Origin of the sequence: Polynucleobacter sp. MWH-Braz-FAM2G, assembly GCF_018687635.1 — a bacterium.
Taxonomy (GTDB): domain Bacteria; phylum Pseudomonadota; class Gammaproteobacteria; order Burkholderiales; family Burkholderiaceae; genus Polynucleobacter.
In genome coordinates, this window is record NZ_CP061300.1 from 361,774 (window position 1) to 378,243 (window position 16,470).

General features: G+C 43.4%; 19 protein-coding genes. 10 read left to right on the forward strand and 9 right to left on the reverse strand.

Annotated features, from left to right (window positions below):
• Positions 1-2: 2 nt before the first annotated feature.
• Both FD973_RS01945 and FD973_RS01950 read left to right on the forward strand, forming a co-directional pair.
• Positions 3-179 (forward strand): hypothetical protein, encoded by a 177-nt coding sequence (locus tag FD973_RS01945; RefSeq protein WP_215323976.1) that lies wholly within the window; start codon positions 3-5, stop codon positions 177-179.
• Between the two features lie 10 nt (positions 180-189).
• Positions 190-1,251, forward strand: a complete 1,062-nt coding sequence (locus FD973_RS01950; protein ID WP_215323977.1) for an acyltransferase — start codon at positions 190-192, stop codon at positions 1,249-1,251.
• Here FD973_RS01950 and yjgA read toward each other — a convergent pair.
• Positions 1,248-1,775 carry a ribosome biogenesis factor YjgA gene (gene yjgA / locus FD973_RS01955; protein ID WP_215323978.1) on the reverse strand — a complete coding sequence of 176 codons (528 nt, stop codon included), beginning with the start codon at positions 1,773-1,775 and terminating at the stop codon, positions 1,248-1,250. The two genes, FD973_RS01950 and yjgA, sit on opposite strands and share 4 nt — an antisense overlap.
• 126 nt (positions 1,776-1,901) lie before the next feature.
• Here yjgA and FD973_RS01960 point away from each other — a divergent pair, with 126 nt between their 5' ends.
• From FD973_RS01960 to FD973_RS01985, 6 genes are all read left to right on the forward strand, one after another.
• Complete coding sequence (locus tag FD973_RS01960) at positions 1,902-3,527, forward strand: GMC family oxidoreductase (RefSeq protein ID WP_215323979.1); 1,626 nt, start codon at positions 1,902-1,904, stop codon at positions 3,525-3,527.
• Positions 3,520-4,428 carry an EamA family transporter gene (locus FD973_RS01965; protein ID WP_251368805.1) on the forward strand — a complete coding sequence of 303 codons (909 nt, stop codon included), beginning with the start codon at positions 3,520-3,522 and terminating at the stop codon, positions 4,426-4,428. Before FD973_RS01960 ends, FD973_RS01965 begins: the two co-directional genes overlap by 8 nt.
• Positions 4,429-4,572: 144 nt before the next feature.
• Entirely contained in the window at positions 4,573-5,757 is a 1,185-nt protein-coding gene (locus FD973_RS01970; RefSeq protein WP_215323980.1) for an ABC transporter substrate-binding protein, read from the forward strand.
• 139 nt (positions 5,758-5,896) lie between these two features.
• The gene (locus FD973_RS01975) at positions 5,897-6,775 is read left to right on the forward strand and encodes a branched-chain amino acid ABC transporter permease (protein ID WP_215323981.1); all 879 of its coding nucleotides are present in this window, start codon (positions 5,897-5,899) and stop codon (positions 6,773-6,775) included.
• A complete protein-coding gene (locus FD973_RS01980) occupies positions 6,775-8,703 on the forward strand; it encodes an ATP-binding cassette domain-containing protein (RefSeq protein WP_215323982.1) in 1,929 nt (642 codons plus the stop codon). Before FD973_RS01975 ends, FD973_RS01980 begins: the two co-directional genes overlap by 1 nt.
• Before the next feature lie 30 nt (positions 8,704-8,733).
• The gene (locus FD973_RS01985; RefSeq protein ID WP_215323983.1) at positions 8,734-9,462 is read left to right on the forward strand and encodes an ABC transporter ATP-binding protein; all 729 of its coding nucleotides are present in this window, start codon (positions 8,734-8,736) and stop codon (positions 9,460-9,462) included.
• A gap of 75 nt (positions 9,463-9,537) precedes the next feature.
• On the opposite strand, the gene FD973_RS01990 is transcribed toward FD973_RS01985, so the two are convergent.
• The 6 genes from FD973_RS01990 to FD973_RS02015 all read right to left on the reverse strand — a co-directional run bounded on the left by FD973_RS01990 (position 9,538) and on the right by FD973_RS02015 (position 13,235).
• Positions 9,538-10,038 (reverse strand): hypothetical protein, encoded by a 501-nt coding sequence (locus FD973_RS01990; protein ID WP_215323984.1) that lies wholly within the window; start codon positions 10,036-10,038, stop codon positions 9,538-9,540.
• 220 nt (positions 10,039-10,258) lie between these two features.
• A complete protein-coding gene (locus FD973_RS01995) occupies positions 10,259-10,702 on the reverse strand; it encodes a hypothetical protein (RefSeq protein WP_215323985.1) in 444 nt (147 codons plus the stop codon).
• Positions 10,699-11,520: an FAD:protein FMN transferase gene (locus FD973_RS02000; protein ID WP_215323986.1), complete on the reverse strand. Its 822-nt coding sequence runs from the start codon at positions 11,518-11,520 to the stop codon at positions 10,699-10,701. Before FD973_RS02000 ends, FD973_RS01995 begins: the two co-directional genes overlap by 4 nt.
• Before the next feature lie 7 nt (positions 11,521-11,527).
• Entirely contained in the window at positions 11,528-12,085 is a 558-nt protein-coding gene (locus tag FD973_RS02005; protein WP_215323987.1) for an FMN-binding protein, read from the reverse strand.
• A 42-nt stretch (positions 12,086-12,127) separates the two neighbouring features.
• Positions 12,128-12,307, reverse strand: a complete 180-nt coding sequence (locus FD973_RS02010; protein WP_215323988.1) for a hypothetical protein — start codon at positions 12,305-12,307, stop codon at positions 12,128-12,130.
• Between the two features lie 13 nt (positions 12,308-12,320).
• Positions 12,321-13,235 (reverse strand): DUF6662 family protein, encoded by a 915-nt coding sequence (locus tag FD973_RS02015; RefSeq protein ID WP_215323989.1) that lies wholly within the window; start codon positions 13,233-13,235, stop codon positions 12,321-12,323.
• Between the two features lie 153 nt (positions 13,236-13,388).
• Between FD973_RS02015 and FD973_RS02020 the strand changes: the two genes are divergently transcribed.
• Entirely contained in the window at positions 13,389-13,631 is a 243-nt protein-coding gene (locus FD973_RS02020) for a DUF3820 family protein (RefSeq protein ID WP_215323990.1), read from the forward strand.
• Here FD973_RS02020 and FD973_RS02025 read toward each other — a convergent pair.
• Positions 13,623-14,648 (reverse strand): DNA/RNA non-specific endonuclease, encoded by a 1,026-nt coding sequence (locus tag FD973_RS02025; protein WP_215323991.1) that lies wholly within the window; start codon positions 14,646-14,648, stop codon positions 13,623-13,625. The genes FD973_RS02020 and FD973_RS02025 overlap by 9 nt on opposite strands.
• 374 nt (positions 14,649-15,022) lie before the next feature.
• Between FD973_RS02025 and FD973_RS02030 the strand changes: the two genes are divergently transcribed.
• A complete protein-coding gene (locus tag FD973_RS02030; protein ID WP_215323992.1) occupies positions 15,023-16,012 on the forward strand; it encodes a lytic transglycosylase domain-containing protein in 990 nt (329 codons plus the stop codon).
• Between the two features lie 90 nt (positions 16,013-16,102).
• On the opposite strand, the gene FD973_RS02035 is transcribed toward FD973_RS02030, so the two are convergent.
• Positions 16,103-16,450, reverse strand: a complete 348-nt coding sequence (locus FD973_RS02035; RefSeq protein WP_215323993.1) for an FKBP-type peptidyl-prolyl cis-trans isomerase — start codon at positions 16,448-16,450, stop codon at positions 16,103-16,105.
• Positions 16,451-16,470 lie beyond the last annotated feature (20 nt).

Below are 16,470 nucleotides of genomic sequence, written 5' to 3' on the forward strand. Positions count from 1 at the left end.
TCATGGCAATGAAAAAAACCGATCTTTATAAGAATTTAGCTTTGAAAACTGCGCAAGGCATGAAAAATGCCACCAAAGCACCGAAGCTCGGAGCTGCTGAGAAGGCAAAATCCAAAAAAGAACTAGCAAGTGCCAATCCCTTGCTAGCTTCTTTGATGGGCAAAGCTAAATCGAAGTAATCAAATCTTTTTGAAGCAAATAAACTCACTTTTTCTGATCGATTTTTTGAAGGTTCTTGCGGCCTTATTGATCATCTTGCATCATCTCTCAAGCTATGGGCAAATTGCGCAAGACGCTCGATTGATCTTGCCGGGTTTGATGACTTGGCTATTTGAGTATGGCCGTTATGCAGTCCAGATATTTCTTGTGATGGCGGGTTATTTAGCTGCGCAGTCTTTGAGTCGATATGCAAACGCAAAATTTAGCGCTCATGGATTGCTTAAACTAATTTTAAACCGCTACTTACGTCTATTTGCACCTTACGCTGCTGCCCTTATCTTTACTATCGCGTGCGCTTACATTACGCGCTTCTGGGTAAATGATGAATTTGTTGGTCAGTCAGAAACCCTTGGGCAATTTTTGGCGCATCTCTTTTTTATTCAAGGAATATTAGGTCTCGATTCAATTTCTGCTGGGGCTTGGTATGTTGCAATAGATTGGCAACTCTACTCAGTGTTGGCTATCTTGTTTATATCTTTTCCCCGTTATCAAGCATTGATTTGGATGATTGGAATTTTGGCGGTGAGTTCCTTATTGTTTTTTAATCGCTCGAGTGACTACGAGGCATATTTTATTTACTTTATTGGATCCTATGGTTTGGGTGTTTTGGCTTATTTGGCTAGCCAATTTGAGGATGCGAGAGTGAAACGTTTAGCAAAATCGGTATTAATTTTGATTGGTCTTGTGATTGCTGCTGCCTCACTTCAGCAAATCTGGTTAAGAAATTTCTTGGCTTGGTTTGTAGCGCTTGCATTGTTTTTATGGGGCAATACTAAATATCCTAAAGATTTTGAAGGGAGCGGTTTATTAAAAGCGATTGCATGGGGAAGCAAGCGATCTTATTGCGCTTTCTTGATTCATTTTGCATTTATTCTGCTAGCAAACACCCTCTATATTGCATTTGGATTGCACACTCATGAGAGCGGTGTGATTGCGATCTTGCTGATGTTGGGTGTGATTATCTGCAGTATCTTTACTGCAAATTATTTTTATCGTTGGATAGAAATACCATCCAGCAAGCTCAAAGTCTAAAGCCCTAGCTCTTTCAAAACGCGAAAGATCTCTCGGTAAGCTTTTGGCGGTTTGTTTTGCTCTTTTTCTCGACGCGCATTACGAATTAAAGTGCGCATATTCTGAATATCCATATCTGGATATTGCTCGATCATTTTGGTAAATGCATCATCGCTGGCAATCAATCGGTCGCGATAACTCTCTAGAAAATGGAGTTTGGCAGTTTCTGCTTTACTAACACCTTGAATTGCATCCAAGCGCTTTTGAATAGCCTCAAGCTCTTCTTCATCTAAGAAGCGCATTAACTTGCCAAGATATTGCTTATGGCGACGTATCGCCTCGAAACTTTTAATTTTGTTGGTTTCTGCAATGGCGGTTTTAATGGCTTCGTCCAGAGGGATTGTTTTTAAAGCATCGCTACTAAGGGCAGCCAAAACTTCTGCCAATTTTTGACGTTCAGTCATTTGGCGTTTTAGCTCTGACTTACTTGGACCCTCGTCAGCATCAACTAGCTTGGGAGTCCGATTCTTCTCGTTAATATGCATATGGTCATTTTAGAGGGTGTTGTGAGCAGGGCTAAGATGTCTAATTTGCTAGAGTGGTAAATAATAGACAGTACAGCTGTAAATTGACTGGCAACCTTTATTAACGCTTTAAATTAACGCATAAAGATGACTCAAGCGAATACTTACGACTACATCATCATTGGGGCAGGTAGTGCTGGCTGTATGTTGGCTAAGCGTTTAACCGAGAACCCCAATAAGAAAGTCCTGTTGATTGAGGCGGGCAAGAACGACAACTACATCTGGATTCATGTACCAGTGGGGTATTTGTATTGCATTGATAACCCTAGAGCAGATTGGCGCTTTAAGACAACTTCTGAAAAGGGTCTCAATGGTCGATCTTTGTTATATCCCCGTGGTCGCGTACTGGGAGGATGTTCATCTATCAACGGCATGATTTATATGCGTGGCCAAGCAGGTGATTATGAATCTTGGGTTCAGGCTACTGGCGATGAATCTTGGTCTTGGGAAAACGCGCTCAAGCGCTATAAGTCATTTGAGGACTACCACGGCGCAAGAAATGAGTGGCATGGCAAGGGTGGTGAGTGGACGGTTTCAAAACAACGTCTTCGTTGGCCAATTATGGATCGCTTCAAAGAGGCGGCGGTGGAGGCGGGGATACCAGCTTCTGATGACTTTAATCGTGGAGACAACTTTGGGGTGGGTTATTTTGACGTAAGTCAGCGCGCAGGTTGGCGACTAAATACTTCTAAGGCTTTTTTAAGAGACGCTGCAAAGCGGAGCAATCTGACGGTTCTCACCGAAGCAATAGTAAGCAAGTTAAAAATTGATCCGCAAACCAAAAATTGTCTCGGTGTTGAGTACAAAAAAAATGGGATTGCGTCTGAAGCGCTCTGCAATATTGAGCAGGGTGGCGAGGTATTGCTCTGTGCTGGCGCAATAGGCAGCGTGCAAATTTTGGAACGTTCTGGAATCGGTTCTGCTCAGTATCTGCAATCCTTGGGTATCCCAGTAGTTGTTGATCTACCTGGTGTTGGTGAGAATTTGCAAGATCATTTACAACTGCGCATGGTCTATAAGGTTGACGGTATCAAGACTTTAAACACTAAGGCGAATACTCTTCTAGGTAAGCTGTTGATCGGCTTGGAGTATGTCTTCAAACGCTCTGGACCAATGTCAATGGCACCCTCACAACTCGGTGCATTTGCATATAGCTCACCAGAGCAAAAGAGCGCCAATGTGGAATATCACGTGCAACCTTTGTCATTGGAAAAGTTTGGCGACGACTTGCATACCTTTAATGCATTTACAGCCAGTGTCTGCAATCTGAGACCAACTTCTCGTGGCAGTGTCCATATCAACTCGATTGATCCAGAGGCCCCACCAGTAATTAGTCCAAATTATTTATCCACCGATGAGGATCGTAAAGTAGCGGCAGAGTCTTTGCGTTTAACTCGTCGCATTGTGGATCAGGCCGCTCTTCGACCATATTCTCCTGAAGAGTACAAACCAGGCGTGCAATATCAAACCGATGATGAATTGGTAAAAGCTGCGGGTGATATTGGCACTACTATTTTTCATCCAGTGGGCACTTGTAAGATGGGTCGTGATAATGATCCGATGGCCGTGCTTGATTCTGAGTTGCGCGTACGAGGTATTCATCATCTGCGCGTGGTAGATGCTTCTGCGATGCCAACCATTACTTCGGGTAATACTGCCGCTCCTACAATGATGATTGCTGAGCGCGTTGCGGAATTACTCACCAGTGAATAAACCCCTGCAGAAAAGTTACGAATTACCGACAAGTCATCTATTGCTTGCGCTAGCCATCGTGGCAGTGTGGGGGACGAACTTTGTGGTAATTAAGTTATCGCTTGAGGCTTTTCCACCATTTTTATTTGCAGCCCTGCGTTATACCTTTGCCTTGCTGCCGCTGGCATTTTTTCTGCCAAGACCAAAAGTGTCTTGGATCAATCTTTGTATTTATGGTCTCGCAGTCGGGGTAGGGCAGTTCGGGATTTTGTATTTTGCGATTGACGGACGCATTTCTCCGGGTTTAGCTTCGTTGGTAATTCAGACTCAAGTATTTTTCACGATTGGCTTTGCAATGCTGTTTGCTAAAGAACGTTTGCGTCTTTATCAAGCTTTGGCCGTATTAGTTGCGATGATGGGCCTGGTAATTATTGCGCTGCACACTGATGCGACAACGACTTTTGTGGGTCTACTGCTGGTTGTCTTTTGTGGTTTTTCTTGGGGTATTGCCAATACTGTTAGCCGCAGGGCGGGCTCTATTAATATGCTTGCCTATGTGGTTTGGGCGAGTGCATTTGCTATGCCACTTTTATTTGCCATCTCCTTTGTGTTTGAGGGTGGGTGGGGACATATGCGTGCCGCTATAACCTCTGCGCCATTAGGGGCATGGGCCGGTGTTTTATGGCAATCATGGGCCAATACCATTTTTGGTTATGCAGCTTGGGCTTGGTTGTTATCGAAGCACCCTGCAGCCGTGGTGGGGCCAGCCCCATTACTGGTGCCCATCTTTGGTATGGGCGCAGCTGCCTATTTTTTAAGTGAACCACTACCATTTTGGAAGATTCTGGCGGCGAGTTTGGTGATCGTTGGATTAATCATTAACCTTTTTTGGCCGAATATTGAGCGCAGCCTAAAGGGGTGACATTCTTAAGTTTTTAAGGCTAATGTAAAACCCTAATATAAAGCCCTTTTTTTGCCTTTGTATTAACAGTAAGATAACTGTTCGTTTCAGTATTACCTATAAAAAAGCATTTATTAATTAGTAATTTTTAGTCATGGAGACTTTATGAATATTCGTCGTCACATTTTTGCAGTAGCCGCTACTGCAATGCTCTCATCAGGCGCTTACGCTGCCGATATCAAGCTTGGTGTTTCAGGCCCATTTACTGGTGGTTCATCTTCAATGGGTGTGAGCATGCGTGATGGTGTGCGTCTTGCCACAAAAGAAATTAATGCTGCTGGCGGCATCAATGGCAACAAGATTGTTTTGATCGAGCGCGATGATGAAGCGAAAAATGAGCGCGGTGTGCAAATTGCGCAAGAGTTGATTAACAACGAAAAAGTGGTTGCAACTTTGGGCTACATCAATACCGGCGTTGCATTGGCTTCTCAGCGTTTCTATCAAGATGCCAAGATCCCAGTAATGAACAACGTTGCCACTGGTTCTATTTTGACGAAGCAGTTCCCTAACGCAGCAGAGAACTATGTTTTCCGTAATGCAGCCCCTGATAATATTCAAGCGCCATTGGTTGCTAAAGAGGCTGTTGAGAAGCGTGGCCTGAAGAAGGTGGCAATTTTGGCTGACTCTACAAACTATGGTCAGCTGGGTCGTGAGGACTTAGAGAAAGCCCTTAAAACCTATGGCGTTACACCAGTAGCAGTTGAGAAATTCAACATTGGTGACGTTGATATGACTTCACAATTGCTCAAAGCCAAAAATGCTGGTGCTGAGGTAATTTTGACTTACGCAATTGGGCCTGAGTTGGCGCAAATTGCTAACGGTATGGCTAAGTTGGGTTGGAAAAAGCCAATGATCGGTAGCTGGACATTGTCTATGGCTAGCTTTATTGATACAGCGGGTAAGAATGGTGACGGCGCAACAATGCCACAAACATATATTCAGTCCCCATCTACTACTCCTAAACGTAAAGCTTTCCAAGAAGCTTACTTGAAAGAGTTCAAGCCAAAAAATAACAACATCGCTTCTCCAGTTTCTGCTGCTCAAGGTTACGACTCTGTATACCTCTTGGCTGCAGCGATCAAGCAAGCTAACAGTACCGAAGGACCAAAGATCTTGGCAGCACTGCAAGACCTTAAAACTCCAGTTGATGGTGTAGTTATCACTTACAACAAGCCATTCTCCGCATCTGATCATGATGCTATTAAGATGAAAGATGTTGTGATGGGCGTAGTTGAAAACGGACGCGTTGAATTCTTGAACGCTGAGGACGCAACAGCTAAGAAGAAATAACAGACTAGCTTTAGCAGGCAAACCTTTTAATTTTGCACTGCAACATTAGTAAATACAAAGCGCCGCCCAAAAAGCGGCGTTTTGCTTACAATGTCGGATTAATTAATAAAACAGTATTAAATAAATTTAGGCAGACACCATGGAAATGCTTGCACAAATCCTTTCGAGCGGTATAGCGGTAGGGATGATCTACGCGGTCATCGCTTTTGGATTTCAGCTCACTTTTGCCACATCTGGCACTTTAAACTTCGGACAAGGTGAAGCGCTGATGTTGGGCGCACTCGTTGGTCTGACTTGCGTAGATACCTTTGGCATGAACTATTGGGTGATGATTCCCGTAGTGTGTTTATTCGGTATGTTGCAAGGTAGTTTTGTTGAATTAATCGGCGTTCGGCCTGCGATCAAAATTAAATCTGAGTTCGGCTGGATTATGTCCACGATTGCTCTCGGAATCATTTTCAAAAACGTTGCGGAAAATATCTGGGGACGCGATGCATTGCCATTCCCATCTCCGTTGCCAATGGAGCCAATGAATTTATTAGGCGCGAATATTCTGCCAATGGAAATCTTGGTAGTTGTTGGTGCCTTGGTGATGATGTTGTTAGTGGAATTCTTCAACCGTAAAACAATTTACGGCAAAGCAGTGGTTGCTACCGCAAATGATCGCGATGCTGCAGGATTGATGGGTATTAATACCAGCGTAGTAATTACCTTCTCTTATGCGCTTTCCTCGCTTACCGCTGCATTTGCGGGCGTACTTATTGCGCCTTTGACTTTGACAGGCGCAACCATGGGTGGCGCTCTTGGTTTGAAAGCGTTCGCTGTAGCGATTATTGGCGGCCTTTCAAGCGGTCTCGGAATTATTGTGGGTGGCTTGATTCTCGGTATTGTTGAAACTGCTACCGGTTTCTATATTTCTACTGGTTACAAAGATGTACCAGGTTTGATTTTGCTATTGCTCGTATTGGCATACAAACCATCTGGTCTCTTCGGCAAATCTGCAATTAAGAAAGTTTAATGATGAAGAAGTCTCTATTACCTATATTAATTGCGATAGCGGGACTTTTTTGCCTGCCTTTGTTTATTCACAATCCGTATTACATTCACTTAGTTGAAACGATTCTGATTTACACCATTTTGTTATTTGGTTTGGATATCGTGGTGGGTTATGTGGGTCAGGTTTCTCTGGGTCACGCCGCTTTATTTGGAATCGGCTCTTACACCGCTGGTGTTCTCTTTTTCCATTTTGGATGGACTATTTGGGGGACCATTCCTGCTTCCATCATCATTACGGCAATCTTTGGCGGAATCTTGGCATTACCAGCACTGAAGGTTATCGGCCCATATTTAGCGATGGTGACCTTGGCATTTGGAACGATAGCGCAGATTCTGATTAATGAGATGACATGGATGACTGAAGGTCCTTTGGGCATCAAGATTCCAAAGCCAGATCTGATGGGCGTGCCAATGACCAAGGCAGAGTACTTCTGGATGGTTTCAGCAATTCTCATCATTTCATTGATCGTGGTAGATCGTTTTGTGAAGTCGCAAATTGGTCGCGCATTTGAGGCATTGCGTGATAGTCCAATTGCTTGTGACTGTATGGGTGTTTCTGTCTATCGCTTTAAGGTGATCGCGTTTGTGATTAGCGCTGGCTTTGCTGGTTTGGCTGGTTGTTTATATGCATATTCTGAGCAATATATTTCACCAAACACCTATAACAATGAACTAGCAGTTCTCTTCTTGCTCGGCATCATTATGGGTGGTAGAAAGTCTCGTCTTGGTGCGATAATTGGTGCTGCCATCATCGTGCTGCTACCAAAACTGTTGGACGATATCTTCTTGTTCCGTATCGTGGCCTCGATTATTGCAATCGTGGTGGTGGTTGGTGCAGCAATGGCTTTATCCAAGAAAATCACAACCCCACGTCGTGTAGCCGTTCCAATTGCCGGTGTTGTAGGTCTAGCTGCTTTCTCATTCTGGCTCAATAGTATTTCGGACTGGCGCTTGAGTATTTTCGGCTTCATGATTTTGCTCGTGGTCTACTACTTGCAAAACGGTATCGTTGGTTTTGCGAAGAGCTTCTACCAATCGATCATCGGCAAAGCAAAAACGACTCGTGGTGGCGATCATGAAGAAGTTGACGACTCTATTAGCTTTATCAGCGCTGTTTCTAATACAAACTCTGGCGCCGAGCTATTAAAAGTCGATTCTGTTTTGATGCAGTTTGGTGGTCTGAAGGCATTGAACAATGTGGATCTCAGTATTAAGCGTGGCACGATTCATGGCCTGATCGGTCCTAACGGTTCCGGTAAGAGCACCATGATGAACGTCTTGACTGGTATTTATGTTCCGACGGCTGGTAATGTTCTTTACGCTGGCCAAAGCGTTGTAGGTAAGACGTCTTCTGATATTGCTTTATCTGGCATCGCCCGTACTTTCCAAAACGTGCAGCTTTTCGGCGAGATGACCGCCATCCAAAATATTTTGGTTGGCTTGCATCACACCTTCAAATCTAATATGTTGGAGGTTGCCTTACATCTCCCGCGTTATAAGAAAGAAGAGGCTGACGCGCATGCGCGCGCAATGGCGCTACTCAAGTTCGTTGGTCTAGATGATTTGGCTAATGAAGAGGCGCGTAACTTGCCATATGGTAAGCAACGCTTGCTCGAAATCGCACGTGCCTTGGCATTGGATCCTGAGCTGCTCTTGTTGGATGAGCCAGCTGCAGGTTTAACTGCTCCTGACATTAAAGAGCTCTTGCGCATCATTCGTAAGATCCGCGACAACGGTATTACTTTCATCCTGATTGAGCACCATATGGATGTGGTGATGTCAGTTTGCGATACGGTTTCTGTATTGGACTTCGGTCAGAAGATTGCAGAAGGTAAGCCAGCTGAAGTTCAGGCAGACGAGAAGGTGATTCATGCCTACTTGGGTACTTAATCACTAGAACATATTGAATCGGTAAATACCATGTTATCTATTAAGAATCTTGAAGCAGGCTACGGTAAGGTAAAAGTCCTCCATGGCATCAATATTGATGTTCCTAAAGGCCAAGTGATTACCTTGATTGGCTCAAACGGTGCAGGCAAAACTACTACTATGCGAGCTATTACCGGCATGATTAAGCCCACTGCTGGTGAAGTCACTCTAGGCGGTGAAAAAATTGATGGTTACGACTCTCATAAAATCGCTCGTTTGGGTCTAGCGCATAGTCCAGAAGGTCGCCGCGTATTTACGACGATGTCTGTAACTGACAACTTACTCTTAGGCGCTTTTCCGCGTTTTACTGGTAGCCGCCCTAAAGGCGATATTAAAAGTGACCTAGAAAAGTCTCTTGAAATGTTCCCACGCCTCAAAGAGCGTCGCAATCAATTGGCTGGAACCTTATCTGGTGGTGAACAGCAAATGCTAGCGATGGCTCGTGCTGTGATGTTAAATCCAGAGATCATTCTCTTGGATGAACCATCAATGGGTCTTGCCCCAATTTTGGTTGAGGAAGTGTTTAAGATTATTTCTAATTTGAAGTCACAAGGTGTAACCATGTTGTTGGTTGAGCAGTTTGCTGCTGCAGCATTGAACGTGGCTGATTATGGCTACGTTCTTGAGAACGGCAAGATTGCTACACACGGACCCGCAAATAAACTCATGGATGACCCGGCGGTAAAGGCGGCTTACTTGGGTGGTGCAGGTGGTCACTAATTAGTAAATAAAGCTACAGCCAACAAAAAGCCCTTAGTAATAAGGGCTTTTTTTGTGGGAGTTGTGTCAATCTCATTAGCTCGACAAAAGCTTGATTGCCTCTCGAATTAATAGGGCGTGATAACCCATATATAAGGCAACTAAAGTAAATCCAAATAAAAAAAGTTTTGGAATGATCGCACCTTCAATAACGAGTTCGCTATTCAGCAATCCAATTGCGATGGCAAAGAAGAAGATGGCACCCAAGAATAGGACGATCCAATTCTCATTGCTGATCACTGCTTGGGTTTTGTTGTTATAGGCTAGAACTTGAAAGGCATTGTCTTTCTGGTACCCCGAGACTGTGACCTGATCGCCATCGGCAATCTTCATTGGCGATGAGAATTTGGCTTCGATGACTCTATTGTCTAGATTAAATTTAGAGATAAAAAAGCGTTTGTAATAAACCGAAGAATGGTCGTGGGTAGGTTTTTCTGGGTTTACATACTCTAGTACTTCATTATTCAGGTTGCTAACTGTTCCCGATATAGCGCTAATAGAGCTAGAGAGAAAAGTATTTGGCTTCGTAAGAGACATCAGTAGAACTCCTAAAAGGCTGAATATAAGAATATAGATCAAAGATGCTAGAGGCTTTTTCATGGATCGTTAATTCATTTGATTGTTAAGCTGAAAGCAACGCTAAATTTAAACACTAAGAAAAGTTGCTGTAATCATGGGTAGCCCAAACAATAGACCTAAAGAAGTGTCCAGCAATAATGAAAAAGCCATTATTCATTTTATAGGAAGATAAGCTGAACTAGTGCCTTGGATTGCCTTTGAGGTGATGGTCTCCATTGCGAGATTTTGTAGCTATATGAACTGTAAAAATGGCAATAAAAATTAAGCCGCTAATCCAATGGGTATCGATGACTCCATCTCGAATTTCTTCGGGGCCGTAGTAAAGCAGTGCCCCAGAAATAACTAACACCGCCAAGAAGCTTAATTGACTAAAGCCGCTTATCCACTTGTTCTTTGACTTATAGCCCGCTTTGATATGAAAAGTCAGCACCGAACCAAGCGCAAGAGTGGCAAGCATTGCTGCAATGCCATGGGCAACCAAAACTAGATGAGTTCCAAGCATAGCGCATTGGATCTGAAATTGATGTCCTAGTAAATAAAGTAAGCCCGTGATGGAGCAGGTGATCATGCCATATAGGACGAAGGATTTTTGCCAGCTAGGCATTTTTCCAAGTCGGCTCATGCGGCAATCCTTAATGCTTGCGCCGAAAAGTACTTAAAACAAGGGTGATGAGTATTGTGAGATAAGGCTAGAACTTTAGTGAGTGCATCGGCATAGACACATTCTTTAGCAAGAATGGAAAAAGACTCATGTACTTCAACATGCGCTTCAGAAGAGTGTTGTGCGATGGGATTAATGATATGGCTTTGCAATTGATCTCTTTTTGCAAAGTAAAGACTACTTGTTGCGATTGCCCCATTGATCAATGAACCTATTTCAACGACCTCATCAGGCAGGATTGGATTGCGAACCTGAATTTGTCGAGATGTATCGCCAAATACTCTTAAGTCTCCTCCTGCATTCACAACGCCCGACTGTATACCTTCAGAGATTAATACTCTGACTGCCATGTCTACCGCAAAGCCCTTGGCTATACCACCAAGATCTAGACAAACTGGACGAGAAGACCTGATTAGATCGGGTGCTAAAAATTGAATATCTTGTATACCCCCTAAATTGTGGTTGCTAAGCGTGATGTGATTAGGTAGCAGGCCGGCAGCAACTAGGCGATGACCGATGCCACAATCAAAAAGGCCGTTGGATTTCTGATTTATCTCTTTGGAAATCTTCAGTACTTGCGCAGTCCATGGATGAATTTCTACCGCTTTAACATGAGCTTCTTGATTAATGCGACTTAATTCACTTTGCGAATTGTGAAAGCTCATCAAATCATGAACTATTTGAATGGCGCTGAACGCATTATCGACTGCCGCTTGATTCTCGGGTCCATCAATGGTGATCTCAACATAGGTGCCCAATAAGGGCTTGCAGCGAACCATAAGTTATTTATTTCCCGCTAATGATTTTGGCGGGTGTATTTTTTAGAGCCAAGTCGTATAAGACTGTCACTCGTTTCACGCCATCAGTAATATGCTTACACGAAAGCGTTGCTCCGCCGATATTTTGTATATCCTGGTTAAGCTTAATAGGGTCGCTGATTGTTTTGCCTACAAATTGTTTACGCCATTGAGGTTCTGCTACCTCATACCCATAAGATTCAACGTATTCCAGAATTTCAATCCCCAAAATCGCGCCTGCTGGACTAAGGGCTACTGCATAAGTAACCATTTCGTGTTTACCAATTACCTCGTCAATAACTAGCCAGCTACCATCAGATGCTTTCCAGATGCGCTCACCTTGAAATGCATGGCGAATGCTGGAGGCTACGCGCATCTTCTCTTGAAGGTCTTCGGTAATGATGATGGGGTTTTTGCTTAGTGTCTTATTTGGGAAAAGAATTTTCTGAGCTTGCTCTGCAGAAATATAAATTTTTGCTTGAGCAATGATCGGTGTGCTCATGATTGCCACACCAAGAATTGCTAGGGGATTGGGTTTCCAGTACATAGGGTATAAACAGTAGAGTTTGAAATTAAGTATGCAAATGAATTACGTAGCGAGTAACTCATTCACTTCACAGCAAAGTTCTTGAATATTGGGATCCAGGTCTTGTTGTTCAGCCAATGCTTCAAATAGTAGTAATGCTCTACCTCTTGCGAATGGGCATTGAGTGGATTGAAACTTAACCAGATAGCTTAGGGCGCCTACTAATAAATTCTGAATTTCCATATGTGTTCTCCAATCAATTCAGAGGGAAGCCAACTTTGACAATAAATTCATTCACGGAGTGGCTATCCCACACGCGAGCATTCGAGCACTCTGCTTCGCCACCGCCCATACAGGTTCCGCCTGCAAGTTGGTAGCGCCATGCTCCAGTGACCCACCAATCTTTTGCTGCATAGTGCATATTTGGGCCAATGAAGGTGGCGCGCTGAACCTGATTGCGTAAATTCAATTCTGAATAGTCGTTATGAAACCGAGCCTCTACACCCGCAGACCATTTAGGTGCAAATCGATAGCTAGCACCTATTAAAAAATCCAACATTGATTCAGGTACATTACCGTTTTCAATAAACTTCAAGCGCTCATTGGCAACTACGACGTTACCTGCCAGAATAAGTCGATCATCAATAAAGTTTGACTGCAGCAATAATCGCGCTTCAATCTCATCTTTGTTTCTACCCCAAGTCGGCTCAAGATAGAGGCCCACTCCCACTGGCGAAGTTACTGGATTGGTGATGCGGTAGATTGCCTCTAGAGAGCCGCCTTCGATTCCACTTTTTCTATAGGGGGTAGAAGGATCGTGAGAAGAAGGGACGCCATAACCGCCCGTACAAGTGGGCGAGTCACCGCATGCCTCAGGGTTTGTGTAATTTTGATTTGCGCTCGTGTAGTAGGAATTGATGTACCCAGCGATTTGCAAATCATTGGTCAACCCATATTCAAGTTCCGTTCTTGCAGTCCAGGCGTTATATGTACCTGATGCTTGCTGCTGATTTAGTTGTAGGCGCTGCTCAAATTCAAGCTTACCTTTTGGCTGTAAATCAAGCGTATAGATCCAGCCAAATACCCCCTCTCCAGCATGAGCAAAAGAAAGATGAAGGGTGGTAACAAGAAAGATGCTAAAGGCAACGAGTCTTTTAATGGTCAATTTCATGGTCATTTCAGGTGGATTGAAAAAATCTCTAATTGAGAACGATTCTCAATATAACATTAAATGAGAATGATTCTCAACTGATGTAAATGACCATGGTTTAAATAATGACGAAATCTGTAAGCTTTTTATCCTTTGCTTGTAAGATTTCTAGAAATGAGTCCTGAATCCTTGGAAAAACTGGTTTTAATGAAAATGCCCTTTGGAAAATATGCGAGGCATGCGTTGGCCGATTTACCAGGCAATTACTTGGCATGGTTTGCTCGAGAAGGATTTCCCAAGAGCGAGCTCGGTCAACTATTGGAATTGATGCATACCCTTGACCACAATGGTTTACGTGGTTTATTGGCGCCAATACAGCGCGCTCATGGAATACAAGCTAAATCTAAATTACTTTGAACGAACGATGAGAGTAACGCGATTACGTTCGTAACTTACAGAGGTGGACTCTGGCGGGCTGCTTTGTAAGATACTGACCTGGAGTTTGGTTTGAGTTTCAATTTGGGTGGCAATCTGTTTTGCTAAATTTTCATTGCGATCGTATTGAATCTGAATGCTTTCAACTCTACCTGCCTTGATGTTGCTGATGACACTATTGAGTTTATTGGCTGAATATTCATCAAAAAATACGGGGTACCAACCTCCTATCAAAGGCTTTACCTCTTTTGCTATTGGTGGCTCTAAGGTTTTGTTAGTGCCTCCAGTTGAGGTATTGCCAATCGGAAGTTGAAAGTCGATTCCTGTTTTTTGGACCAATTCTGCATAGGAGATGGGTGGAGTCATCCGAGCCTCATTCGTATTCTCAATCCAGTATGCCCAAGCATGATTTTTGGCTGGATCGTAAACCAGCTTATATAAATGGCTGGGAATAGTGACTTGGCTTTTGCCGATACTCCCAGCTTTACCCGTAGAGCCTGTAAAGACATAGACATCTCCAGGTGCTCTTTTAACGTATGCCCGCGTGGGCTCCTCCACATTCTTGGCCCAAATGCCCTGATTATTCTGTCTTGCTTGGGGCATCATATTGGCTAGAGAGAAGGATTGAGCCATTGAGCGCTCATTACTCATATCTCCAGCAGGCGCATTATGGCCACGGTCGTACCCACTGCCGCGGTAATCCGATAGCAGGGATCTTTCAGAAAAGGGCAGTCTAGCTTCTTCATAGAATTGATTGCTTCTACGTGGGTGGGGAGCTGACAACTGTTCTTTGTTTAGCTTCTCCACTGTATAGATGGGCTTCTTATCCTCGGGTGAGTACAAGATCGCAAAACTATCCATGCAGAGGTCGCGACCTACCTGTGAGCTACTTGGAATTTTCTGGTTTGGAAAGAGGTCCTTGCAGTCATCAAATAGTGCAAAGGCATTTAATGAGATGGTTAGCGCGACTAGGGCAAAGACTTTTTGAAGAATTCTCATGGGTTCTAAGTGTAGGACTTGTTGCGACCGTCCGGTACTACCCGTAGAAAATAAAGCCCTGAAAAACACTAGATGTATGGTTTTGGAGACGAAAAATTTATTCCAAATCGTAAAAAAGTCGTATTTCACCCATTTTTTTATAGAGTGAAATTAGTGCTTCTTAACTTTTATAAGCTATTGATTTAGTTGAACTATATGCCAACTGGGAAGTTCTTATTAGGGATCTCCCGAATTTATAGATCAAAAAGTTATGAATATTCATTCTTATATTCTTGACTTGATATAAGAAACTTCTTAGGATGACCCATGTTTTTTAAATATTGCGATGCAACATATATCTAAATTTTAGTTATATGTGGTTCCGCAAAAAATGAATGAGTAAATGTCTATCAAACAATTTGAATGAAATGCAGGGTGTGCAGCCTAATGTGCTGACCGCCAAAGAACTGCTTTCCCATGCCATGGCTCCAGTCTATCGAGTCATCAATGGCTTGCTCGTTGTTACTGTATTCATGGTGGTTGGACTTTGGCTTTCTGGTAATGGAACCGGTGCTGGCGCCTTTGACCTGGCTCGTATCTTGGTTCCTGACGAAGCGCGCCACATTGTTTGGAGCAACGGCTTTGGCATGCTCAATCAATCTTCAGAGGCCCATGAGGCTGCGGCTCAAACCGCGGATAACGATATTGCGGCGGTGATCTATAACAAGTCTAAAGTGGCAAATGCCGCCGGCTTTGAGAGCGCCAAACAGCAAACAGTCGCCTTGCTGATGCCTTCAGTTGCTCAATTGCAAGTGAAATCCATTTCACACTTATCTGATCGCATCCCTACTTCCAAGATAGATCCTCAGGCTTTAGATAGCAATTTAATGGGGTCTATTCAGAATCAACGGGCTGTCGCTGATTTCTACGAAAAAAAATACAACCTTGATCGTGCCAAGATAGAAGAATATGTATCTAAAACTATTTTGATTGCAAAAGAAGTCAATATTGATCCAGTGCTTTTATTAGCGGTGATAGCTGTAGAGTCAAATTTCAACCCAAATACTAAGAGCCATGCAGGTGCCGAGGGTCTCATGCAAGTGATGACTTCTGTACATAAAGATAAATATGCAATCTTTGGTGGAACTACAGAGGCTACTAAACCCGAAGTGAACATTCGTGTTGGCGCCTATATCTTGAAATATTTAATTGCCACAGCTGGTTCATTGCGTAATGGTTTGAAATACTATGTTGGCGCAGCGAATGCAGATGATGATGGTGGATATTCAGATAAGGTGATGGCTGAAAGAAATCGCTTAATTGGCTTGTGCCAAAATCGTTCTACCAATCGCTTAACTTTAAATGGCAAAGACATTCGTTCTTAAGATTTAAAGTTTCGTAGTCAATTAATATAAAAGCCACCCTAGGGTGGCTTTTGTTTTGCTGTAATTGGCAATCAGTTATAGGTATTGTGATTAGTTAACGCCATGTAATTCCACATCAAATACTAGGGTGGCATTAGGAGGTATTACGCCACCAGCGCCACGCGGTCCATAGCCCATTTCTGAAGGAATGATGAGTGTTCGCTTACCACCAATTTTCATACCAGCTACGCCTTCATCCCAACCCTTAATAACATGTCCGGCGCCCAAGGGAAAGCTGAAGAGTTGACCACGGTCTAATGAGCTGTCAAATTTCTGCCCTTTATGTTCGGGTGCATTTTCATCATAGAGCCATCCTGTGTAATGAACGTCTACATGATTTCCAGCCGTTGCTTCTTTTCCGTCCCCAACTACAGTATCGATTTTCTTAAGTTCGCTCATGATTTTTTCCTATTTCACGC

Excerpts from the sequence above, each read along its gene's own strand:
- FD973_RS01945 (WP_215323976.1), top strand. The coding sequence starts at position 3 with ATGGCAATGAAAAAAACCGATCTTTATAAGAATTTAGCTTTGAAAACT.
- yjgA (WP_215323978.1), bottom strand. The coding sequence starts at position 1,775 with ATGCATATTAACGAGAAGAATCGGACTCCCAAGCTAGTTGATGCTGAC.
- FD973_RS01960 (WP_215323979.1), top strand. The coding sequence starts at position 1,902 with ATGACTCAAGCGAATACTTACGACTACATCATCATTGGGGCAGGTAGT.
- FD973_RS01970 (WP_215323980.1), top strand. The coding sequence starts at position 4,573 with ATGAATATTCGTCGTCACATTTTTGCAGTAGCCGCTACTGCAATGCTC.
- FD973_RS01975 (WP_215323981.1), top strand. The coding sequence starts at position 5,897 with ATGGAAATGCTTGCACAAATCCTTTCGAGCGGTATAGCGGTAGGGATG.
- FD973_RS01980 (WP_215323982.1), top strand. The coding sequence starts at position 6,775 with ATGATGAAGAAGTCTCTATTACCTATATTAATTGCGATAGCGGGACTT.
- FD973_RS01985 (WP_215323983.1), top strand. The coding sequence starts at position 8,734 with ATGTTATCTATTAAGAATCTTGAAGCAGGCTACGGTAAGGTAAAAGTC.
- FD973_RS01990 (WP_215323984.1), bottom strand. The coding sequence starts at position 10,038 with ATGTCTCTTACGAAGCCAAATACTTTTCTCTCTAGCTCTATTAGCGCT.
- FD973_RS01995 (WP_215323985.1), bottom strand. The coding sequence starts at position 10,702 with ATGAGCCGACTTGGAAAAATGCCTAGCTGGCAAAAATCCTTCGTCCTA.
- FD973_RS02000 (WP_215323986.1), bottom strand. The coding sequence starts at position 11,520 with ATGGTTCGCTGCAAGCCCTTATTGGGCACCTATGTTGAGATCACCATT.
- FD973_RS02005 (WP_215323987.1), bottom strand. The coding sequence starts at position 12,085 with ATGTACTGGAAACCCAATCCCCTAGCAATTCTTGGTGTGGCAATCATG.
- FD973_RS02010 (WP_215323988.1), bottom strand. The coding sequence starts at position 12,307 with ATGGAAATTCAGAATTTATTAGTAGGCGCCCTAAGCTATCTGGTTAAG.
- FD973_RS02015 (WP_215323989.1), bottom strand. The coding sequence starts at position 13,235 with ATGAAATTGACCATTAAAAGACTCGTTGCCTTTAGCATCTTTCTTGTT.
- FD973_RS02020 (WP_215323990.1), top strand. The coding sequence starts at position 13,389 with ATGAGTCCTGAATCCTTGGAAAAACTGGTTTTAATGAAAATGCCCTTT.
- FD973_RS02025 (WP_215323991.1), bottom strand. The coding sequence starts at position 14,648 with ATGAGAATTCTTCAAAAAGTCTTTGCCCTAGTCGCGCTAACCATCTCA.
- FD973_RS02030 (WP_215323992.1), top strand. The coding sequence starts at position 15,023 with ATGAGTAAATGTCTATCAAACAATTTGAATGAAATGCAGGGTGTGCAG.
- FD973_RS02035 (WP_215323993.1), bottom strand. The coding sequence starts at position 16,450 with ATGAGCGAACTTAAGAAAATCGATACTGTAGTTGGGGACGGAAAAGAA.